The organism is Streptomyces sp. LX-29 (genome assembly GCF_029541745.1).
Taxonomy (GTDB): domain Bacteria; phylum Actinomycetota; class Actinomycetes; order Streptomycetales; family Streptomycetaceae; genus Streptomyces.
In genome coordinates this window covers 1,736,414-1,757,877 of record NZ_CP089746.1, presented here as the reverse complement: position 1 = coordinate 1,757,877, position 21,464 = coordinate 1,736,414, and the positions used below count along the sequence as shown (strand labels likewise).

General features: G+C 73.3%; 14 protein-coding genes. 5 read left to right on the top strand and 9 right to left on the bottom strand.

Annotation, left to right across the window (positions count from 1 at the left end; genetic code table 11):
* The first annotated feature begins 74 nt into the window (after positions 1 to 74).
* Together LRS74_RS07640 and LRS74_RS07635 are read left to right on the top strand one after the other, a co-directional pair.
* Complete coding sequence (locus LRS74_RS07640) at positions 75 to 1,292, top strand: acetyl-CoA C-acyltransferase (protein ID WP_277740292.1); 1,218 nt, start codon at positions 75 to 77, stop codon at positions 1,290 to 1,292.
* Positions 1,289 to 3,418: a 3-hydroxyacyl-CoA dehydrogenase NAD-binding domain-containing protein gene (locus LRS74_RS07635; RefSeq protein ID WP_277740291.1), complete on the top strand. Its 2,130-nt coding sequence runs from the start codon at positions 1,289 to 1,291 to the stop codon at positions 3,416 to 3,418. The genes LRS74_RS07640 and LRS74_RS07635 overlap by 4 nt, the downstream gene beginning before the upstream one ends.
* Positions 3,419 to 3,526: 108 nt before the next feature.
* On the opposite strand, the gene LRS74_RS07630 is transcribed toward LRS74_RS07635, so the two are convergent.
* From LRS74_RS07630 to LRS74_RS07615, 4 genes are all read right to left on the bottom strand, one after another.
* Positions 3,527 to 4,909 carry an FAD-dependent oxidoreductase gene (locus LRS74_RS07630; protein ID WP_277740290.1) on the bottom strand — a complete coding sequence of 461 codons (1,383 nt, stop codon included), beginning with the start codon at positions 4,907 to 4,909 and terminating at the stop codon, positions 3,527 to 3,529.
* A 118-nt stretch (positions 4,910 to 5,027) separates the two neighbouring features.
* Positions 5,028 to 6,203 carry a 4-hydroxybenzoate 3-monooxygenase gene (locus LRS74_RS07625; RefSeq protein WP_277744644.1) on the bottom strand — a complete coding sequence of 392 codons (1,176 nt, stop codon included), beginning with the start codon at positions 6,201 to 6,203 and terminating at the stop codon, positions 5,028 to 5,030.
* 304 nt (positions 6,204 to 6,507) lie between these two features.
* Positions 6,508 to 7,704 carry a thiolase family protein gene (locus tag LRS74_RS07620; protein WP_277740289.1) on the bottom strand — a complete coding sequence of 399 codons (1,197 nt, stop codon included), beginning with the start codon at positions 7,702 to 7,704 and terminating at the stop codon, positions 6,508 to 6,510.
* A gap of 125 nt (positions 7,705 to 7,829) precedes the next feature.
* Positions 7,830 to 8,900, bottom strand: coding sequence for a DUF4349 domain-containing protein (locus LRS74_RS07615; RefSeq protein WP_277740288.1), 1,071 nt, complete (start codon positions 8,898 to 8,900; stop codon positions 7,830 to 7,832).
* 170 nt (positions 8,901 to 9,070) lie between these two features.
* On the opposite strand from LRS74_RS07615, the gene hemG reads away from it, so the two are divergent.
* Together hemG and hemQ are read left to right on the top strand one after the other, a co-directional pair.
* The gene (gene hemG / locus LRS74_RS07610; protein WP_277740287.1) at positions 9,071 to 10,597 is read left to right on the top strand and encodes a protoporphyrinogen oxidase; all 1,527 of its coding nucleotides are present in this window, start codon (positions 9,071 to 9,073) and stop codon (positions 10,595 to 10,597) included.
* 5 nt (positions 10,598 to 10,602) lie between these two features.
* Positions 10,603 to 11,349: a hydrogen peroxide-dependent heme synthase gene (gene hemQ, locus LRS74_RS07605; RefSeq protein ID WP_277740286.1), complete on the top strand. Its 747-nt coding sequence runs from the start codon at positions 10,603 to 10,605 to the stop codon at positions 11,347 to 11,349.
* Positions 11,350 to 11,470: 121 nt separating this feature from the next.
* On the opposite strand, the gene LRS74_RS07600 is transcribed toward hemQ, so the two are convergent.
* The 4 genes from LRS74_RS07600 to LRS74_RS07585 form a co-directional block, all read right to left on the bottom strand.
* A complete protein-coding gene (locus LRS74_RS07600; RefSeq protein WP_277740285.1) occupies positions 11,471 to 13,423 on the bottom strand; it encodes an alpha/beta hydrolase in 1,953 nt (650 codons plus the stop codon).
* A gap of 95 nt (positions 13,424 to 13,518) precedes the next feature.
* The gene (locus tag LRS74_RS07595; RefSeq protein WP_277740284.1) at positions 13,519 to 14,322 is read right to left on the bottom strand and encodes a TIGR04222 domain-containing membrane protein; all 804 of its coding nucleotides are present in this window, start codon (positions 14,320 to 14,322) and stop codon (positions 13,519 to 13,521) included.
* 258 nt (positions 14,323 to 14,580) lie between these two features.
* Entirely contained in the window at positions 14,581 to 15,636 is a 1,056-nt protein-coding gene (locus LRS74_RS07590) for a TIGR04222 domain-containing membrane protein (RefSeq protein WP_277740283.1), read from the bottom strand.
* A gap of 4 nt (positions 15,637 to 15,640) precedes the next feature.
* Entirely contained in the window at positions 15,641 to 17,329 is a 1,689-nt protein-coding gene (locus LRS74_RS07585; RefSeq protein WP_277740282.1) for a DUF692 domain-containing protein, read from the bottom strand.
* Positions 17,330 to 17,801: 472 nt separating this feature from the next.
* Here LRS74_RS07585 and LRS74_RS07580 point away from each other — a divergent pair, with 472 nt between their 5' ends.
* The gene (locus LRS74_RS07580) at positions 17,802 to 19,802 is read left to right on the top strand and encodes a transglycosylase domain-containing protein (RefSeq protein WP_277740281.1); all 2,001 of its coding nucleotides are present in this window, start codon (positions 17,802 to 17,804) and stop codon (positions 19,800 to 19,802) included.
* A gap of 84 nt (positions 19,803 to 19,886) precedes the next feature.
* Here LRS74_RS07580 and LRS74_RS07575 read toward each other — a convergent pair whose 3' ends face one another.
* The gene (locus LRS74_RS07575) at positions 19,887 to 21,173 is read right to left on the bottom strand and encodes a hypothetical protein (protein ID WP_277740280.1); all 1,287 of its coding nucleotides are present in this window, start codon (positions 21,171 to 21,173) and stop codon (positions 19,887 to 19,889) included.
* Between the last annotated feature and the right edge of the window lie 291 nt (positions 21,174 to 21,464).

Genomic DNA, 21,464 nt, shown 5'->3' with positions numbered 1-21,464 from the left:
AGCAGCGAAGCAGCGCGCCGCAGGCGTGTGGCGTGCCCGCAGCAGTGCCATCCCGCACCTGGAGGAGAGCCAACGTGCCTCGTACCGCTAGGGACGTCGTCTTCGTCGACGGCGTCCGCACCCCGTTCGGCAAGGCGGGCCCGAAGGGCATCTACCACGAGACCCGCGCCGACGACCTGGTCGTCAAGTGCATCCGGGAGCTGCTGCGCCGCAACCCGGACCTGGCACCCGAGCGCATCGACGAGGTCGCCATCGCCGCCACCACGCAGATCGGCGACCAGGGCCTGACCATCGGCCGCAGCTCCGGCATGCTGGCCGGTCTGCCGCAGACCGTCCCCGGCTTCGCCATCGACCGGATGTGTGCCGGCGCGATGACGGCCGTCACCTCGATGGGCAGCGGCATCGCCTTCGGCGCCTACGACATCGCGGTGGCCGGCGGCGTGGAGCACATGGGCCGCCACCCGATGGGCGAGGGCGTCGACCCCAACCCGCGGTTCCTGTCGGAGAAGCTGGTCGACATGTCCGCGCTGTCCATGGGCATGACGGCCGAGAACCTGCACGACCGGCTGCCGCACATCACCAAGCAGCGCACCGACGAGTACGCGGTGCGCAGCCAGGAGAAGGCCGCCAAGGCGTACGCCGACGGCAAGATCCAGCCGGACCTGGTGCCGATCTCCATCCGTCGCACCTCGCCCGAGGGCGGCGAGACGGGCTGGGGCCTGGCCACGGTCGACGAGCCGATGCGCCCGGGCACCACCATGGAGGGCCTGGCCGGGCTGAAGACCCCGTTCCGTCCGCACGGTCGGGTCACCGCGGGCAACTCCGCGGGCATCAACGACGGCGCCACCGCCTCGCTGGTCGCCGCCGAGGACGTGGCGCGCGAGCTGGGCCTGCCGGTCAAGATGCGCATGGTGTCCTTCGCCTTCGCCGGCGTGGAGCCCGAGGTCATGGGCTACGGCCCGGTGCCCGCCACCAAGAAGGCGCTGGCCAAGGCCGGCCTGTCGATCGACGACATCGGCCTGTTCGAGATCAACGAGGCCTTCGCGGTGCAGGTGCTGTCCCTCCTGGACCACTACGGCATCGCCGACGACGACCCGCGCGTCAACCAGTACGGCGGCGCCATCGCCTTCGGCCACCCGCTCGCCTCCTCCGGCGTCCGTCTGATGACGCAGCTCGCCCGTCAGTTCGAGGAGCAGCCGGAAGTCCGCTACGGCATGACGAGCATGTGTATCGGCCTGGGCATGGGCGGCACCGTGATCTGGGAGAACCCGCACTTCGAGGGGGCCAAGTGAGCACCACCGCAGAACTTCTCAAGGGAGCGGCCGAGCTGTTCCCCGGTGAGGTCGTGACGCAGGCGCACGTCCGTCACCTCGACCTCCCCCTCGGCGCCGGGCGCTTCGCGCTCATCACGCTCGACAACGGCCTGGACCACACCAAGCCGACCACCTTCGGCCCGCAGTCGCTCGCCAACCTCAACGCGGCGATCGACCAGGTCGAGAAGGAGGCCGCGGACGGCGAGATCGTCGGCGTCGGCCTCACCGGCAAGCCCTTCATCTTCGCCGTCGGCGCCGACCTCAAGGGCGTCGAGCTGCTGAAGAAGCACGAGGAGGCGCTGGCCATCGGCAAGGGCGGCCACGACGTCTTCAAGCGGCTGTCCGCGCTGGCCGTGCCGACCTTCGCCTACTACAACGGCGCGGCCATGGGCGGCGGCGTCGAGGTCGGTCTGCACTGCACCTACCGCACCGTGTCGGCCGTGATCCCGGCCTTCTCGCTGCCCGAGGTCTTCCTCGGCCTGGTGCCGGGCTGGGGCGGTTGCGCGCTGCTGCCGAACCTCATCGGCGCCGACCGCGCGGTGAGCGTGATCATCGAGAACTCGCTCAACCAGAACAAGCAGCTCAAGGGCAAGCAGGTCTACGAGCTCGGGATCGCCGACGCGGTCTTCGAGGGCGCCGACTTCCTGGAGCGGTCGCTGCACTGGACCGCGTCCGTCCTCACCGGCGCGACCGAGGTCGTGCGCACCGAGGTGGACCGCGGCGAGGCGTGGGACCAGGCCGTGGAGCGCGGCCGGGCGTTCGCCGACTCCAAGGTGCACGGTGCGGCCCCCGCCGCCTACCGCGCCCTGGACATCATCGCCGCCGCCAAGAACGGCGACCTGCGGCAGGGCTTCGACGCCGAGGACCAGGCCCTCGCGGACCTGATCATGGGCGGCGAGCTGCGCAGCGGCATCTACGCCTTCAACCTGGTGCAGAAGCGTGGCAAGCGCCCGGCCGGCGCGCCGGACAAGTCGCTGGCCCGCCCGGTCACCAAGGTGGGCGTCGTCGGCGCCGGTCTGATGGCCTCCCAGCTGGCGCTGCTGTTCGTGCGCCGCCTGGAGGTGCCGGTGGTGCTGACCGACATCGACCAGGAGCGCGTCGACAAGGGCGTGGGCTACGTCCACGAGGAGATCGACAAGCTGCTGCTCAAGGGTCGGATCCACCAGGACAAGGCCAACCGCCTCAAGGCCCTGGTGACCGGCACCCTCGACAAGGCCGCGGGCTTCGGCGACGCCGACTTCGTCATCGAGGCCGTCTTCGAGGAGATGGGCGTCAAGCAGAAGGTGTTCGCCGAGGTCGAGGCGGTCGTGCCGGCGCACACCATCCTCGCCACCAACACCTCCTCGCTCTCCGTCACGGAGATGGCCTCCCAGCTCAAGCACCCCGAGCGGGTCGTGGGCTTCCACTTCTTCAACCCGGTCGCCATCCTCCCGCTGCTGGAGATCGTGCGCGCCGAGCAGACCGACGACGCGTCGCTGGCCACCGCCTTCGCCGTCGCCAAGTCGCTGAAGAAGACGGCCGTCCTGGTGAAGGACGCCCCGGCGTTCGTCGTCAACCGGATCCTGACCCGCTTCATGGGCGAGATCCAGAACGTCATCGACGAGGGCACCCCGGTGGAGACCGCGGAGAAGGCCGTCGAGCCGCTCGGTCTGCCGATGTCCCCGCTGGTGCTGCTGGAGCTGGTCGGCCCGGCCATCGGCCTGCACGTCTCCGAGACGCTGCACGGCGCCTTCCCGGAGCGCTTCACCGTCTCCGAGAACCTCGCCGCCGTGGTCAAGGCCGGCAAGCGCGGCTTCTACGTCTACGACTCCGGCAAGCCGGAGCTGGACCCCGAGGTCGCCGCCCTCCTCAAGCAGGGCGATGTCGTCCTCACCGAGGAGCAGGTGCGCGCCCGCGTCCTCGACGCGGTCGCCCAGGAGATCGGTCTGATGCTCGACGAGGGCGTCGTCGCCGAGGCGCAGGACATCGACCTGTGCCTGATCACCGGCGCCGGCTGGCCCTTCCACCTCGGTGGCATCACCCCGTACCTGGACCGCGAGGGCGTCTCCGAGCGGGTCAACGGCAAGACCTTCCTGCCGGCGGGCGTCGCCAGCGTCCCGGCGTAACGCGGGCGCGGTGTCTGACGACCCACCATGACGGCGACGGGCCGCACGGGATCACTCCCGTGCGGCCCGTCCGCCGTTGCGCGGAAGGACCGCGCGGCCGGGCGCGGTTCAGCCGCCGGCCGCCCGCACCGCCGCGAACGCCTTGCGGGCCGCGACCAGCACCGGGCCCCAGACCGGGGAGAAGGGCGGGGCATAGCCCAGGTCGAGGGCGGTCATCTGCTCGACCGTCAGCCGGGCGGTGAGGGCGACGGCGGCGATGTCCACGCGCTTGGCGGCGCCCTCGCGGCCGACGATCTGCACGCCGAGGAGCCGGCCGGTGCGCCGCTCGGCCAGCATCTTCACCCGCATCGGGCGGGCCCCGGGGTAGTAGCCCGCCCGGCTGGTCGACTCCACGGTGACGGTGACGAAGCGCAGTCCGGCCGCCGCGGCCTGCCGCTCCAACAGGCCCGTACGGGCGATCTCCAGGTCGCAGACCTTGCTGACGGCGGTGCCCACGACGCCCGGGAACGTGGCGTAGCCGCCCCCCACGTTGGTGCCGATGACCTGGCCGTGCTTGTTGGCGTGGGTGCCCAGCGGGATGTGCCGGGTGTCGCCCGAGACCAGGTCCAGCACCTCGACGCAGTCGCCGCCGGCCCAGATGTCCTCGTGGCCCCGGACCCGCATCCCCAGGTCGGTCAGCAGCCCTCCGGAGGGCCCCAGCGGCAACCCGGCGGCGCGGGCGAGCTCGGTCCGCGGGGTCACCCCGATGCCCAGGACCACCACATCGGCGGGGTACTCGGCGTGCTCGGTGGCGACGGCGCGCACCCGGCCGTCCCCACCGGTGAGGATCTTCGTCACCTCGGCGGCGTTGACCGTCTCGATGCCCATGCCGCGCATCGCCTCGTCGACCAGCCGCCCCATGTCGGGGTCGAGCGTGGTCATCGGCTGCTCGGCGGCGTTGACCAAGGTGACCTGGTAGCCGCGCCGGACCAGCGCCTCGGCCATCTCCACGCCGATGTACCCGGCCCCGACCACCACCGCCCGGCGGCCCGTGGCCCGATCCAGGGTCTCCAACAGCGCCCGGCCGTCGTCCAGGGTCTGCACGCCGTGCACCCCCGGCGCGTCGATCCCGGGCAGCGGCGGCCGTACGGGACGCGCCCCGGTGGCGATGACCAGCCGGTCGTAGCCCCACCACGCCTCCTCGCCCGAGGCCAGGTCGCGGGCGCGCACCCGCCGGCCCGACACGTCGATCTCCTCGACCTCCGTGCCCAGCCGCAGGTCGATGCCGCGCTCCCGGTGCTCCTCGGGGGTGCGGGCGATCAGCGCGTCCGGTCCCGGCACATCGCCGCCGACCCAGTACGGAATGCCGCAGGCGGAGTACGAGGTGAAGGAGCCGCGCTCGAACGCGACGATCTCCAGTTCCTCCGGGCCGCGCAGCCTGCGCGCCTGGGAGGCGGCGGACATGCCCGCCGCGTCGCCTCCGATGACCACCATCCGCTGCCGCGCCGCCATGGCCCGTCCCCTTCCCGACGCGCCCGATGCCGCGTCCTGTCCGTCGCGTCCTGTCCGTCCCGTTCACCGCGTCCCGTTCACCGCGACCCGTCCATCGCGCCCGGTCGCTGCCGCCAGGCTAGATCGGCAGCCCCGCGTAGTTCTCGGCGAACTCGGCGGCCGCGGTCTTCGACGTGGCGATCCGGTCGAGCGCGGCGAGCTGCGTCCGGTCCTCGAAGGGGCCCTGGTCCGGGTGGCGGTGGAGCGTCGTGGTCATCCAGCTCGCGAAGCGCACCGTCTGCCAGACACGGCGCAGACAACTGTCGGAGTAGGTGTCCAGCAGCGCGGTGGAGCCGGTCCGGTGGCGGTGGACGAGCGCCGCGGCGAGCGCGACCGCGTCGGCCACCGCGAGGTTGAGCCCCTTGGCGCCGGTGGGCGGCACGATGTGCGCCGCGTCGCCCGCCAGCAGCAGGCTGCCGTAGCGCATCGGCTCGTGGACGAAGGCCCGCATGCCGGTGACCGAGCGCGCGGTGATCGGTCCGCGGCGCAGCTCCCAGCCTCCGTCGGGGGTGGCCAGCCGGGTGCTCAGGGCGTCCCAGACGCGCTGCTCGGACCACTCGGCCGGGTCGGTGCCGTTGGGGACCTGGAGGTAGAGGCGGGAGACCACGGGGGAGCGCATGCTGTGCAGCGCGAAGCCCTCCGCGTGCCGGGCGTAGATCAGTTCGTCGTCGCCCGCGGGGACGTCGGCCAGCACGCCCAGCCAGGAGTAGGGGTACTCCTGCACATAGGTGCGGGCGGCCCGGGCCGGGACGGTGCGGCGGGCCACGCCGTGGAAGCCGTCGCACCCCGCCACCACCCCACAGCTCAGGGTCCGCTCACGGCCCTCATGGGTGAAGTGGATGACCGGGGCGCCCGACTCGACGCCGGTCACCCCGCGCACCTCGGCCCCGAACAGCAGCGGCGGCCCGTCGGCGAGCTGAAGCGCTACCAGGTCCTTGACGACCTCGGTCTGCGCGTAGACGGTGACGGACCTGCCGCCGGTCAGGGACGGGAGGTCGACGCGGTGCGCGCGGCCGTCGAACCGCAGCTCGACGCCGTGGTGCGGCAGCCCCTCGCGGTCCAGCCGAGCGCCGACGCCACAGCCGCGCAGCGTGTCGACGGTGCCCTGCTCCAGCACCCCGGCGCGCTGCCGCCGCTCCACATGATCCCGATCGCGGCGCTCCAGCACCACGCAGTCGACGCCCGCCCGGTGCAGCAGTCGGGCGAGCAGCAGCCCCGCCGGGCCGCCGCCGATGATGCCCACACAGGTGCGCATCAGCGACGCCCGAGAAGCGTCGCCGGGCGTACGCCGGCCGGGGCCGCTCATCGGGAGCGCCGCCCGGTCGTGCCGGTCGCGCCGGCCGGGCCGTCGGGCGCCGCCACGGCGCCGGGACGCGACGGAGGACGGGGCTGGGGACGGGGGTGGGGCTGGGGGATCATGGGGGTTCCTCCCTCGGCGTACGTCGCCGCACGTCAGCCGGCGTCCGCGGACACCGACCGGCCGAGCGGCTCGCTGGAACGGCGGCCGTCCGGGTCGGACGGCCGCCGTACGGGCCCGGTGATCACCGTACTGCGCCCCGTCACCGCTCCAGGACGAGGGCCTGTCCCTGGCCGACGCCGATGCACAGCGCGGCCACCCCGGTGCCGCCGCCCGCGGCCGCGAGCTGGTGGGCGACCGAGCCGGTCAGCCGGGCGCCGGAGGCGCCGAGCGGATGGCCGATGGCGATGGCGCCGCCGCGCGGGTTGACCAGCGCCGGGTCCAGCTCCGGCAACTCGGCGAGACAGCCCAGCGCCTGGGCCGCGAACGCCTCGTTGAGCTCGACGGTGGTCAGACCGTCGAAGCCGCGGCCCGCCTTGGCGAGGGCGCGCCGCACCGCCTCGACCGGGCCGAGGCCGAACCACTGCGGGGCGATCCCGGTGACAGCCGAGGCCCGGATCCGGGCCAGCGGCTCGCGTCCGGTGGCGCGCAGCCCCTCCTCGTCGCAGAGCAGCAGCGCGGCGGCACCGTCGTTCAACGGCGAGGAGTTCCCCGCGGTGACCGTGCCGGTGCCGTCGGCACGGAAGGCCGGCTTGAGCTTCGCGAGCGCCTCCATGGACGAGCTGTCGCGGATCGTCTCGTCACGCTCCAGCCCGGTGTCCGGATACGCCGCCACCTCGGGGTCGTAGAGCCCGTCCTTCCAGGCGCGGGCCGCCTTGTGGTGGCTGTCGAGCGCGAAGGCGTCCTGCGCCTCGCGGCTGATGCCGTGCTTGCCGGCGATCAGCTCGGCGCCCTCGCCCAGCGGGACGGTCCACTCCGGCGGCATCGCCGGGTTGGTCATCCGCCAGCCGAGGGTGGTCGAGTGCATCTGCTGGTGGCCGGCGGGGAAGCCGCGCTCCGGCTTGGGCAGCACCCAGGGGGCACGGGACATCGACTCCACACCGCCCGCCAGCACGACGTGGGCGTCGCCGACGGCGATGGCGCGAGCGGCCTGGACGACCGCCTCCAGGCCGGAGCCGCACAGTCGGTTGACCGTCGTGCCGGGCACCGACACCGGCAGCCCGGCCAGCAGCAGCGCCATCCGCGCCACGTTGCGGTTCTCCTCGCCCGCGCCGTTGGCGTTGCCGAAGACCACGTCGTCGACGCCGGCCGGGTCGAGGTCGGGGGTGCGGCCCAGCAGGGCGCGCACCACATGGGCCGCGAGGTCGTCGGGGCGGACCCCGGACAGCGCGCCGCCGTACTTCCCGATGGGGGTACGGACGGCGTCGACGACGTACACATCCCGCAGGCGGTCGCTCATGTGACTCTCTTCCCGCTCTCTTCCGCGCCGGTCGCTCGCCCGGTTCTCCGCGCTCGCCCGTTCGCCTAATGAACGTTCGTTCATCATCGACTCGTGGAGAGTCTCGACCCCCGGCCTTCCGGGTGTCAATGGGCCGCGGGGCCGACCCCGGGCCCCGCCCCGTCGCCCGCCTCGGAGCCCGTCCCCGCGGGCTCCGTGCCCCTCGCGGGCTTCGTGGTCGCCGCGGGCTCCGTGGCCTCCGGCTCCCGCGGACGCCCGACGCCCGGTCGGGACGCGCGCCACCTCGCGGGAGTGAGCGGCCGGCGCCGGACCAGCCGCACGACCAGGACGACCAGCGCCGCCGCCACGGCGAACGGCGACACCGCGCCGCAGGCCACCGCGGCCCACCGGACCGCGGTGGTGAAGGCGTGCCAGCCGCCGGAGAGCGCGTCGCCGAAGCCCGGTTCGTCGTCCCCACCGTCCGCCGCCTCGGCGTCCGGCGCGTGGAGGTTGAGCGTGACGGTCGCCATCGCGGTCTGCTCCTTCAGGGCTGCCAGCTGGGCCTGGAGCGCCTCCAGATCGGCCTGGCGGGTGCTCAGCTCGCCTTCCAGCGTCACCACGTCGCTGAGTGAGGTGGCCCGGTCCATGAGCTCGCGGACCCGTGCGACGCTCGCCTTCTGGCTGGCGACGCGGCTCTCCACGTCCACCATCCGGTCGGTGACGTCCTTGACGGTCACCCTCCGCTCCACCAGCCGGCCGAGCCGGCCCAGCTCGTCCAGGAGGTCCTGGTACGCGGCGGGCGGCACCTTCAGTTCGACGCGCGACCGCCGCCGCCCGTCGGGGTCCTGGTCGGTGGCCTCGTCGCCGGCGTAGCCGCCCGCGCGGTCGACCGCCGCGCGAGCCCGGCTCAGCGCGCCGGCCACATCCTTGGTCCGCACCGTGAGCGTCGCCGTATGGACCACCTGCTTCGGCCCCCGCACGGGGCGGCCCGGTCGTTCCCCCTCGCCAAGCGACCTGCCGTCGGCGCCGCGTCCACCGTCCTTCCCGCCGCCCTGCCGCTTCGCGTCCGCGTCGGCCGCCCCGCCCTGGGGCGCGGCCGCCGCCTCCTTCTTTCTGTCGTCGCTCGCCCCGTCGCCCGGGTCGCCGCAGCCGGCGAGCGCGAGCCCGGCCGCCAGCAGCGTGGCGGCGAACGCGGTGATCGGATGGTGCCTGCGCATCGAAGGTCCCCCTCTGCCCGGTGGGTTCCGGATGCCGCTTGGACGGGGGCCGCGGGGCGGCGGTTGCCGGCGAGTGGTACCGGTGCGGTCACGGTGTGGACTCGGAGCGGTCGAAACGGAGCCACCGGGTCGGCGATGGCGTGCCAGGAGGGTCTGAGAGAGTAGGAGACATGGACGCAGCACGCACTCCTGACAACGGTCCGACTGGTCACGTCGTCGTCATCGGCGGTGGCATCTCCGGCCTCGCGGCCGCCCACCGGCTGCTGGCGGGCGGCGTCGGGGTGACCGTGCTGGAGGCGTCGTCGCGGCTGGGCGGCAAGCTGCTCGCGGGTGAGATCGCGGGCGTGCCGGTGGACCTGGGCGCCGAGTCGATGTTGGCGCGCCGCCCCGAGGCGATCGACCTCGCGCGCGCCGCCGGCCTCGCCGAGCTGCTCCAGCCACCGGCCACCACGACCGCCGGGGTGTGGACCCGCGGCGGGCTGCGGCCGATGCCCCGCGGCCATGTGATGGGCGTGCCCGGCGAGCCGGAGGCGCTGGCCGCCTCCGGGGTGCTCTCCGACGCCGGGCTGGCGCGGATCGCCCGAGAGCCGGAGCTGCCGCCCGTCGAGGTCGGCGAGGACGTCGCCATCGGCGCGTATGTCGCGGAGCGTTTCGGCCGGGAGGTCGTCGACCGGCTCGTCGAGCCGCTGCTGGGCGGGGTGTACGCGGGCGACGCGTACCGCATCTCGATGCGCGCCGCCGTCCCCCAGCTCTTCGAGGCCGCCCGCGGCCACCGCACGCTGACCGAGGGCGTCCAGGCCGTGCAGCGACGCCGCGCGGCGGTGGAGCGGGACACCCCGGTCTTCATGGGCATCGACGGCGGCGTCGGGCGACTGCCGCTCGCCGTCGCCGACGCCGTCCGCGCGGCCGGCGGCGAGATCCGCACCGACGCCCCCGTGCGCGAACTGCGGCGCGGCGCGGACCGCGGGCCGGCCGGCGGGGAGCTCGACCGGGCGGGCGCCTTCGGGACCGGGACCTTCGAGGGGCCGCGCGCCGGGGCGCGCGGCTGGACCGTGGTCACCGCCGACGGCACGGCGCTGACGGCGGACGCCGTCGTGCTCGCCGTTCCCGCCCCCGCCGCCGCCCGGCTGCTGGCCGCCGACTCCCCGGCCGCCTCCGCCGAGCTGGCCGGCGTCGACTACGCCTCGATGGCGCTGGTCACCATGGCCTTCCGCCGCTCCGACGTCGCCGGGCTGCCCACCGGCAGCGGCTTCCTGGTGCCGCCGGTCGACGGCCACACCATCAAGGCGGCCACCTTCTCCAGCCACAAGTGGGGCTGGGTCCGGGACGCCGACTCCGAGCTGTTCGTGCTGCGCACCTCGATCGGGCGGTTCGAGGACGACGCGGACCTGGGGCGCGAGGACGCCGAACTGGTGGAGATCTCGCTCGCCGACCTCGGCGAGGCGGTCGGGCTCGCCGCCCGCCCCGTCGCCACCCGGGTCAACCGCTGGGAGCACGGCCTGCCGCAGTACCCCGTCGGCCACCTGGACCGCGTCGCCCGCATCCGCGAGCAGGTCGCCAAGCTGCCGGGGCTGCGCGTGTGCGGCGCGGTGTACGAGGGCGTGGGCATCCCGGCCTGTGTGGCCAGCGGCCGAAGCGCCGCCGACGAACTGCTGGCGACCCTGGCGCCGGGCGCCACGGGCGGAGAGCGAGAATGAGAGACATGACTGATCCCGCTGCTGCCAACGCACCCGAGAACGCCGCCCCCGCCAAGGCCCCCAACGCCGGCAAGAAGGCCAAGGACCTCAACGAGGTCATCCGCTACACCCTGTGGTCGGTCTTCAAGCTGCGCGACGTGCTGCCGGAGGACCGCACCGGCTACGCCGACGAGGTGGAGGAGCTGTTCAAGCGGCTCGCCGCGAACGACGTCACGGTGCGCGGCACCTACGACGTCTCCGGGCTGCGGGCCGACGCGGACGTCATGATCTGGTGGCACTCGGAGACCGCCGACGCGCTCCAGGAGGCGTACAACCTCTTCCGCCGCACCCGGCTCGGCCGCGCGCTGGAGCCGGTCTGGTCGAACATGGCGCTGCACCGCCCCGCCGAGTTCAACAAGTCGCACATCCCGGCCTTCCTGGCCGACGAGGTCGCGCGCGACTACGTGAGCGTCTACCCCTTCGTGCGGTCGTACGACTGGTACCTGCTGCCGGACGAGGACCGCCGTCGGATGCTCGCGGACCACGGCAAGATGGCCCGCGGCTTCCCCGATGTGCGCGCCAACACCGTCGCCTCCTTCTCCCTCGGCGACTACGAGTGGATCCTCGCCTTCGAGGCCGACGAGCTGTACCGGATCGTCGACCTCATGCGTCACCTGCGCGGCTCCGAGGCCCGCCGCCATGTGCGCGAGGAGGTCCCCTTCTTCACCGGCCGCCGGAAGTCGGTCGGCGACCTGGTCGACGGACTGGCCTGACCGGTCCGCCCGCCGCACCACGACGCGGAACGCCCAGGGCCATCGGGCCCTGGGCGTTCCGCGTCCTCAGCGGGACCGTCCTCAGCGGGTCGATCGGACCGTCCTCAGCGGGTCGGTCGGATCAGGGGATCGCGGGGAGCGCCGCGCGCAGCGGTTGGCGCTCCCCGTGGTGCGCCTTCTTCGCGGCGTGCTGCCGCCCCTTCCCCTCGCCCTTCCCCGTGTCCCGCTGTTTCTCCTGGCGCTTCCCCCCGCTGTCCTTCTTCTCCTCCTTCTCCTTCGCCGTCGGGCCGACGGTCGTTCCCGGAGCCTCCTTGACCGGCTCGGGCTCGGCGCGCGGCGCGCAGTACGCGTCGCCGCTCGAAGGCACCCGCCCGGTGAGCAGGTAGTCGTCGACGAACCGGTTGACGCAGGCGTTGGAGCCGCCGGAGATGCCGTGGGTGCCCGCGTCCTTCTCGGTGACCAGCGCCGAGTCGGGCAGCCGGCGCCGCAGCTCCAGTGCCCCGGCGTACGGCGTGGCCGCGTCCCGCTCGGCCGCCAACAACAGCACCGGGGGCAGCGCGCCCGGCTCGGCGCCGATGTCCAGCGGCTGCTGCTGTCGGGCGGGCCAGTAGGCGCACGGCAGGTTCATCCGGGCGTTGTCCCAGGTCTCGAACGGGGCACGGCGGGCGAGCTCGGTGTTGTCGGCGTCCCACACCGACCACTGGCGCGGCCAGGCCGCGTCGTTGCACTCCACGGCGGTGTAGACGGCGTTGCCGTTCTCCTCGGACGCGGCGCCCTCGGGGTCCGGGGCGGCCAGGGCGGTCAGCGGCCTGGCGTCTCCTTGCAGATACGCCGACAGCGCGCGGGCGCTGGGCGCCCAGTAGCCGTCGTGGTAGCCGACCCGCAGGAACGCGGCGTGCAGCTCCCCGGTGCCGATGATGCCGCCGGCCGGGGCCCGGTCGAGGCGCCGCCGCACATCCTGGTAGGTGGTGAGCACCTGCTCCGGGGTGCTGCCCAGGTGGTAGACGTCGTCGTGCTTGGCGACCCAGGTGCGCCAGTCGTGCCAGCGACCTTCGAAGGCCAGCGACTGCTCCAGGTTGCTCCGGTACCAGATCTGCCCGGGGTCGGGGTTGACCACGCTGTCCAGCACCATGCGGCGCACATGCCCCGGGAAGAGGGTGGCGTAGAGCGCGCCGAAGTAGGTGCCGTAGGAGGCGCCGAGGAAGGTCAGCTTGGACTCGCCGAGCGCCGCCCGGATCACATCGAGGTCGCGGGCGTTGTTGAGGCTGTTGTAGAACGGCAGGTCGCCGCCGCCGTTGCGGGCGCAGCCGTCCGCGTACAGCCGCGCCTTGACGATCATCTGCCGCTTGAACGCCGCGGAGGGGTGGGTCGGCGAACTGCTCGGGGCCTTGTGGAACTCCGCCGGGTCCTGGCAGGACAGCGGCGCGGAGCGCCCGACCCCGCGCGGGGCGTAGCCCACGAAGTCGTAGGCCTTGGCGAGGTTCTGGTAGCCGGGCTCGCTCGCGTAGGTGGGGAAGGCCATGCCCGAGCCGCCGGGCCCGCCGGGGTTGAAGACGAGCGCGCCCTGGTGGGTGACGGGGGCGTCGTGCCCGCTCGTGCCGTCGTCCCGGTCGTCGTCGTGCCCGCTCGTGCCGTCGGCCCGGTCGTCGTCGTGGCTCTCGCCGTGCCGCTGTCGCCCGGCCTCCCGGGCCTCCTTGGCTCCCTTGGCGCTCTTCGCGTCCTTGGCCTCCTTGGCGACCTCGCCGCCCTGGCCGGTGTCCGCCGTCGCCCCGGTGCCCGTGGCGCGCGCCCGGCTGACGGTCAGGGTGATCTGACGGCCGTCGGGGTCCGCGTAGTCGAGCGGCACGGTGACCGTGCCGCACTCGACGGGGGCCGGCAACTGTTCGACGCGGGGACACGGCCCGAAGGCGATGCCCTTGGCGGCGGCGCGTTCCGCGGCCACCGCCACGCCGAACGCCTCGTCCTCACCGCCCACCGAACGGGGGCCGGTGGGCGTGGTCCCGGTGGCAGGGGTGACGGTGAGGGCTGTCATGACCAGGGATCCGAGGGCGCCATACAGTGCTGCTGCTCTCACACGCCATCCCTTCATAGGCTTTCCCGAAAAACCACATCAAGGGGATATTTGGCGTCATGTGGGGTGAAGTAAAGGACCGGGCCGCGGTGTCGGCGTCAATGCCCCCAATGCGCCCCGACGGGCTTTCCCCTGAGCGCCGCGCGCAGTGCCGGGTCGGCCAGCGCCCCCGCGCCGTGCACCGCGAGCGCGGTGAGGTCGTCACCCGCCCGCGCGGTCCCGTCGTCGGCGCGCGGCGGTCGTCGCGGCACGGTGATCCGGCCCAGCATCCGCTGCCCGGCGGGGGAGGCCCAGCTGGTGTACGGGTGCACCTCCGCCTGGGCGATCAGCAGACAGCCGACGGTCAGCACCAGTGGCAGCGCGAACCACGCGGCCACCATGCCCCGGCCGGTCTCCGGCGGCACCATCAGCAGCGCCGCGGCCGCCGTCAGCGTCACCAGCGCGCAGGCCCCGCGCACCTGGCGGACCGCCGCCGTCACCCCGGCGCGGGCCGTGAGCGGCACCGCGAGCCCGGCCGTGACCAGCCGGTCGGCCAGCCCCCGTACGGATTCGGTGGTGGCGAGCGCCGTGCGGACCACGGGGACGGGTGACTGGCCCTCCGGCCCTATGGCCGTGATGACCGAGCGCTCCACCTCGTCCCGGCCGTCGGGGTCCACCACCGTGACCCAGCCGGTGGAGGCGAGCAGCACCCGATGTTGGCGGTACATCGACACCAGCGCGAGGTCGGTGACCCGCTGCGGCCCGCCGGACAGGAACGCCGTCTCGTAGAGGTTCAGGTCGCGGTCCATCACCGCCTGGGTCGTATCCGGCGCGTCGGCCGCGGCGACGGCGGCCGAGCACAGGCGGGCGCAGGACACCCCCGCCGCGACCCAGGCGACGAGGAGGAACAGGACCCACAACATGGCGGCCGTTCTACTCGACGGAAACCGCGTTCCGCCATGGTCTTACCGGAACTCGACTCGCGCCAGTCGAACGACCGTCCGCATACGACGGCCGCCGCCTCGTGACAACAGCCGCCGTGGGACGCGCTGCGTGACGGTCGCTCAGCGCGATGGCCGCCTCGGCACGATGGCCGCCGCCGCGTGACGGCCGTCCCCGCGTGACGGCCACCTCAGCGCGGCGCTCCGGGCCCGGCCGGTCCTTCGGCGAGGGAAGGCGGCTCAGTCCCCGCCCCCACCGCCTCCGCAGCCGCCGCCACAGCTCGAACCGCCTCCGCCGTCGCCGCCCCCTCCGCCGTCCGAGCTGGAGACGCCGCAGAAGGAGGCGCCGCAGCCACCCCCTCCGCCGCCGTCCGAGCCGGAGCCGCCGTCACCGGTCGAGCCGCACCAGTCGACATGGATCTCGACACCGGTCCAGACGTCCGAGCCGCTTCGGGCGACCGCGGCGTCGGCACGCAGCGCCTGGAGAAGGTGGTCCCGCAGGTCGGGGACGTGGGTGAGGGCCGCCGGCCCGCCGAGGGCGACCACGACGGCCGCCGGGGTGGGGGCACCCGGCCCGCCGCCGTTCGCGCCGGCCCGCGTCCGGCCGTGACGCGACACCGCCCCCACGCCGGGGCCGGTGTACCCGCTCTCCAGCCGGTAGGCGACCAGGGCCCGCCGGCCCGCGCGGGTGATCCGCCGCACGGCCAGGGTCCGGCACCCGGCCCCCGCCACCGTCCCGCCGAGCAGCGCGGGCAGCAGCGACAGGAACGCGGCGAAGCCGAAGTCGGCGACTCCGCCGACGACGCTCAGCACCAGGGCCAGCAGCAGCGCCGCCCCGCAGACCCTGGTCTGGAGGGTGCCCAGCCGGTGCCAGCGCCGCATCGCGCCAGGCGGCACCAGCAGCCCCCGGCCGGCCAGCCGATCCCCGATCCCCTGGACGGCCGGGCTGCGCGTCAGCGCCGTACGCAGCGCGGCCCAGGCGCCGTGCGGAGCCCGGGCGTACTCCTGGAGCAGCGCCTCCTCCACCGGTTGCCGGGCCACCGCCCGCCGCACCGAGACCACGCCGGGGCCTCCGACGGACAGCCGGCCGTCCACGCACATGGCGCACAGGGCCGTGTCCGCCACCCGGCCCGGGCCGCCCGCCAGGAACGCCGCCTCCATCAGGTCGTGCGCGCGCTCGTCCGGCGCCGTCCCGGCCACCCGCCGAGCCCGGTACGTCCCTCGGGCCAGCGCCACCGAGGCGGCGGCGACCGCCACATAGGCCAGGGACACCCCGGCCGTCGTCATCACGCTCATGCCGTCATCCGCGCCGCAGGGCCTGGAGCGCGGCGCGGGCCACTCGGGAGGCGCCCGCGGCGCGCACCAGCCGGGCGGCGGTCCCGGCGGACCGCGGCGCGGGCCCCGAGCGCTCCCGCCACCAGTCGGTCAGCTGCCGCCGGGCCTCCGCGTCCCGTGGCTGCTCCGTCGCCAGCAGGTGCTCCGCGAAGGAGAGGGCGTCCCGGCGGTAGCCGCCGGTCATCGGCCGGGAGTGGGCGTACCGGAGGAAGGAGGCCCGGTAGCCCGGGCCCAGGATGCGCGGCAGCTCCGGCGCCACCTTCGCCACCACCTCGGCCCGCTTCGCCGCCAGCGCGCGGCTCTGCACCCGCAGCCGCCGCCGGTCGAAGCCCTCCGGCGCGGGCGTCCCCGCCACCAGCGCGGAGAGCAGCGCCGTCTGAGCCAACGCCAGCCGCTCGCGCACTCCGGCAGCGGTCTCACCACCGCCCTCACCGCCGACAGCGCCACCGGCAGCGGTCTCACCACCGCCCGCGCCCTCACCACCGCCCGCGTCCGCGGGAGCGCTGGTCTCCGCGCGGCCGGTCGGCGGGTCGTCGATCTCCGTGGCGTCGTCGGTCTCCGAGGGGTCGTCGGCCCGTCGGGCGCGCGCCACCGCCGCGCGCTCGGTGTTCTCGGCCGTGACGCCGGAGGCGGTACGGCCGGCGCCGCCGGCGGAGGGCGCCGGGTGGTTCCCGGCCGCCGTGGCGGCCGTGGCCTCCGTACGGGCGGCGGTCCGTCCGACACCGGGCGTGTCGTCGCCGGCGGTCGGTCGGCCCGCGGCGGTGGGCTTCCCCCGGGCCGGGGCTGCCCCCGCCGGATCGGCCGCGGCGACCGCGACCGCCGCGTTCAGGGCGGCCTGTTCGGTCACCGTGCGGATGGCGTCGAGCTCGGCGGCCAGCTCCTCGTACGGGGGGAAGTCGTCGTCGCGCTCCAGCAGCACGCCGGGCGGGGTGGTGTGGGCGCAGAGCCGGGCGAGGACGTCGAGCACCGGGGCGGACACCGGGTGGGCGTGGCTGTCGTGCCAGACGCCGTCGCGCTCCACGCCACCGGCGACGTGGACGTAGGCGATGGCCGACAGCGGCAGCTCGGCCAGGGCCAGGGCCGGGTCCTCGCCGCGGTTGACGTGGTTGGTGTGCAGGTTGGCCACGTCGATGAGCAGCCGGACGCCGGTCCGCTCCACCAGCTCGGACAGGAACTGCCCCTCCGTCAGCTCCTCGTCCGGCCAGGAGATGAGCGCGGCGATGTTCTCCAGCGCCAGCGGCACGGGGAGCGCGTCCTGGGCGATCCGCACGTTCTCGCAGAGCACGTCCAGCGCCTCGCGGGTGCGCGGCACCGGCAGCAGGTGTCCGGCCTCGATCGACGGCGAGGCGGTCAGCGGCCCCCCGGCCCGTACGAACGCGATGTGCTCGGTGACCAGCGGGGCGCCGAGCAGCTCCGCCCGCGCGGCGAGCGCCGCCAGCCGCCGTGGCTCCGGCCGCTCCGCGCCGCCGAGGCCGAGCGAGACCCCGTGTGGCACGACGGCGGTCCCCCGGTCGAGCAGCCGCCGCAGCGCGTCCGGAAGGTGGTCATCGCATATGTTCTCCGCCACGACCTCGACCCAGTCGATGCCGGGCAGCCGCTCGATGTCGTCGGCGATCTCCGGACGCCAGCCGATCCCGGTACCAAGACGCTCCATGATTCCCCCTTTCGTACACGTGCGGGAGTCATGACCCCCCGGAGACAGGACGAATCCCCGAGCGCCGTGGTTCTGAGCATCATTTGAGCTTGCGTCGGGGTGGCACAGGGGGCCCGTCGCGCCCCGTCCTCCCCGTGCGTCGACGAGACCCCGCGTTCGGGGGGAGAGCGCGGGGTCTCATCCGGTCGAACGGACGGGCCGTCGGCGCGGTTCCCGGCGCGCCTCAACGGACACGGGTAGCGGTATGTCATTACTGTTACAAACTTAGGGGGCCTCATGCGATAGATGTTCGGAAGGCGGCATAGGGTACGTGTCGTCTTGGGGGAAAAGACGATCGGACCTTTGTGCCGCGCTGACGTGCGCGGAGCGTGGGGGCAACGTGCAAGGCAGTAACAACAACTCCGCGGGCAGACACCGCAGCAGACACCGCCGTAAGCCGGCTGCGTCGCCCTCGGCCACCAAGGCATGGGCGGTGCGCCGCTGGGCATTCCGGCGGCTGCGGCTGGACTACCCGCGGGCGGGCAGGAGCGGCGTGCGGCGCTGGCTGCCGTCGTGGCGCCAGATCGGCCTGCTCTTCCTCTTCTGCGTCGGCAGCTTGACCGGTTTTCTCGGATATATCTACTGGCAGACCCAGATACCCGAAAACCTCAATGAGTTCGCCACGCAACAGGACAATGTTTACTACTGGGCCGATGGCACCGAAATGGCCCGTACCGGGCCGGTGAACCGGCAGGACATCGCCCTGGAGAAGATCCCGGAGAAGGTGCAGTGGGCGGTCCTGGCCGCCGAGAACGCCAACTTCTACTCCGACAGCGGCGTCTCTCCGTCCGGGCTGATGCGCGCCGTGTCCAAGATGGTCACCGGCGGGGACACCCAGGGCGGCTCGACCATTACCCAGCAGTATGTGAAGAACGCCTATCTGAACCAGCGCCAGACCCTCTCCCGCAAGCTCACCGAGATGTTCATCGCGATCAAGCTGGACAACAAGATGAGCAAGGAGGACATCCTCGAGGGATATCTGAACACCAGCTGGTTCGGGCGCGGCACCTACGGCATCCAGCGGGCCGCCAACGCCTACTACGGCAAGAACGTCTCCGAGCTGAACGTGAGCGAGGGCGCCTTCCTCGCCTCGCTGCTCAAGGGCGCCGGCTCCTTCGACCCCGCCATCAGCGCCAAGAACCGCGCCCGGGCCGTGGAGCGCTGGGAGTGGGTGCTCGACCGCATGGTGGAGATCGGGGAGCTCTCCGCGGAGGAGCGGGCCAAGTACACCAAGTTCCCCGAGCCCAAGGAGCCGCCCAAGCAGGTGGGGCTGAGCGGGCAGGTCGGGTACCTGGTGGACACCGCCCGTGCCTACGTCAGCTCCCACACCGACATCTCGGACGCCGACTTCGACCTGGGCGGCTACCAGATCCACACCACCTTCGAGAAGCCGAAGGTGGAGGCGCTCGCGAAGGCCGTGGAGAAGGCGCAGAGCCGGCTCGACCCGAAGAAGAACGCCAACGACAAGTACGTGCGCGTCGGCGCCGCCTCCGTCGCCCCCGACGGGCGGATCGCCGCGCTCTACGGCGGCCCCGACTACCTCAAGCAGGGCTTCAACGACGCCAACGCGTCCAATGTGCCCGCCGGCACCGCCTTCACGCCGTTCGTGTACGCCGCCGCCCTGCGCGACGGCGTGCTGCGCGAGCGCGGCGGCGCACGGACCCCGGTCTCCCCGGAGAGCGTCTACAACGGCGACGACAAGGTCGCGGTGACCACGCCGGAGGGCCCGTACTGGGACCGCAGCGGAAAGATCGTCCGCGGCGAGAACGACGGCGGGAAGTCCTGGGGCCAGGTCAGCCTCCGCAAGGCCGTCGAGGACTCCATCAACACCCCGATGATCCAGCTCGGCATGGACGTCGGCCTCGACCGGGTGCGCCGCGCCTCGGTGGACGCCGGGCTGCTGCCGACCAGCTTCGGTGTGCCGCGTGTGCCCGGGTTCTCGCTCGGCACGGCCACCCCCAGCGCCATCCGGATGGCCAGCGCGTACGGCACCTTCGTGGCCGACGGCATGCACGCCCAGCCGTACTCCGTCACCTCCCTCAAGCTCAACGGCGACGCGGTCGAGCTGGAGAAGGAGCGCCCCGACCGCGCCTTCAGCCCCCAGGTGGCCGAGCAGGTCGACGAGGCCCTGAAGGGCGCGGTGGCCCAGGGGAGCGCGCGGCAGGCCGCCACGGTGGCTCCGGGGGCGGGTGGCAAGACCGGCACCGCGCAGGACGGCAAGTCGGCGTGGTACGTCGGTTACACGAGGGACATGTCGACGGCGGTGTCGCTGTCGCGACTGCACCCCAAGACGCAGGAACTGCTGCCACTGAAGGGGATGACCGGGGCGAGCGGCCTCGGCGAGGCCGGCGGCACGGTCCCTGGGGCGGTCGGAGGGGACTATCCCATCGACATCTGGACCGACTACATCGGGTCGGTACGCGGCTCCTCCTGAGCCGCCCGGCTCCCGCTGAGCGGGAGCCGGGTCCCTCCGGGGGGCGAGGCATCCGCCCCGCCCCCCCCCGGAGGGACCCGGGTGTCACTTCTTCACGAAGGTCGCCCAGTCCGGCGCCTGCGCCGGGTCCAGCATCCGCAGCTTCTCCAGCACCTTCGGGTCCTGGGCGTCGAGCCAGTCCGCGAGCTGCTTGAACGACACGCAGTGCACGCCCTCGCGCGTGCACACGGTCCGCATCACGTCCTCGATGGCCTGCATGTAGATGCCGCCGTTCCACTGCTCGAAGTGGTTGCCGATGAACAGCGGCGCGCGGCTGCCGTGGTAGACGCGGTCGAAGCCGTTGAGATAGGCGTCCCGGGTGAGCTTCTCCCACTCCGGGTACTTCGCCGGGTCGCCCTCGGTGGTGTCGCCGGACTGGTTGTAGAGGAAGTTGAAGTCCATGGACAGGACCTGCTTCTCGCTCTGCGGGTAGGGCACCAGCTGCAGCGGGAAGTTCCACACCCCGTCGATCTTCGACGGCCAGATCTGGAAGTCGCCCGGCGAGCTCGCGTCATAGCGCCAGCCCATGGACTTGACCGCCCGGATGAGGTTCTTCTGGCCCTCCAGGCACGGCGCGCGACCGCCCACCAGCTCCACGTCGTAGTCGAACGGCAGCGGGGGCAGGTCGGTGTAGCCGGTGTTGGTCTTCCAGTTCTTGACGAACCCGTACTGCTGGTCGGTCTCGCTCTTCCACTCGGCCGGGCTCCAGTCGTTGCCGCCCTTGGCGCCGCAGAAGTGGCCGTTGAAGTGGGAACCGATCTCGTGCCCGTCCTTCCAGGCGCCGCCCAGCTGCTGGATGGTGTCCCGGATGTGCCCGTCGGTGGCGAAGGAGATGGCGGCGGAGCCGGGGCTGTGCTGCGGCGGCAGATAGCGGTGCTTCTGCGCCTTGGGCAGCAGGTACATGCCGGTGAGGAAGAACGTCATCTGCGCGTTGCTCTCCTTGGCCACCTGCCGGAAGTGGGAGAACAGGTGGTCGTCGCCCTCCAGGGCGCCGTCCCAGGAGAAGACCACGAACTGCGGCGGCTTCTCGCCCGGCTTCAGCCGCTTCCACTTGCGCTGGTGCGGCTGCGGCCCGGTGTACGAGGTGGAACCGTCCCCGATGACCTTGGTCTTGCCGTCCCAGTCGCCGTACTTCGCCTCCTCCTTGCTCTTCTTCGGCTCCCCCTGGCGAGCCTGCTGGCTCGTCCGAGGGGCCGGGTCGTCCTTCGCCGGCCCGGCCACGTCCGAGGAGTCGGCGCCGGAGCCGCCGCCGGACGTCAGGGTGATGACCAGCGCCACGACGACAGCCACGGCGATGAGCGCGGCTATGCCATAAGTGCGCTTTGCCCGCATACCTTTCAAGGTGTCCCACCCCTGTTGCAGCAAGTATGAAAATTCGGTGCCTTAGTATCACAGAAGCATCACAGGGCTTCGGGCAGGTCCGCGATGAATGAGCATTCCCCGTCTGACCTGGGGCGATGGTGGGAGCATGCCCCGCGCCCCGGTCGGACGGCCCGAGCCGCCGCCACCGTAGGACGTCTCACTCGGCCCTCGGTCGCGAGCCGTGGCCGAAGCCGTGGGGTGCCCGCTCCGTGATGCGGGCCCGCCGGGTGTGGGTGATCCTGCTGGTGCAGGCAGGCCCCG

Bases quoted from the DNA above. Each gene is read 5' to 3' on its own strand.
- LRS74_RS07630 (WP_277740290.1), bottom strand. From the start codon at position 4,909: ATGGCGGCGCGGCAGCGGATGGTGGTCATCGGAGGCGACGCGGCGGGC.
- LRS74_RS07625 (WP_277744644.1), bottom strand. From the start codon at position 6,203: ATGCGCACCTGTGTGGGCATCATCGGCGGCGGCCCGGCGGGGCTGCTG.
- LRS74_RS07620 (WP_277740289.1), bottom strand. From the start codon at position 7,704: ATGAGCGACCGCCTGCGGGATGTGTACGTCGTCGACGCCGTCCGTACC.
- LRS74_RS07615 (WP_277740288.1), bottom strand. From the start codon at position 8,900: ATGCGCAGGCACCATCCGATCACCGCGTTCGCCGCCACGCTGCTGGCG.
- hemG (WP_277740287.1), top strand. From the start codon at position 9,071: ATGGACGCAGCACGCACTCCTGACAACGGTCCGACTGGTCACGTCGTC.
- hemQ (WP_277740286.1), top strand. From the start codon at position 10,603: ATGACTGATCCCGCTGCTGCCAACGCACCCGAGAACGCCGCCCCCGCC.
- LRS74_RS07595 (WP_277740284.1), bottom strand. From the start codon at position 14,322: ATGTTGTGGGTCCTGTTCCTCCTCGTCGCCTGGGTCGCGGCGGGGGTG.
- LRS74_RS07590 (WP_277740283.1), bottom strand. From the start codon at position 15,636: ATGAGCGTGATGACGACGGCCGGGGTGTCCCTGGCCTATGTGGCGGTC.
- LRS74_RS07585 (WP_277740282.1), bottom strand. From the start codon at position 17,329: ATGGAGCGTCTTGGTACCGGGATCGGCTGGCGTCCGGAGATCGCCGAC.
- LRS74_RS07575 (WP_277740280.1), bottom strand. From the start codon at position 21,173: ATGCGGGCAAAGCGCACTTATGGCATAGCCGCGCTCATCGCCGTGGCT.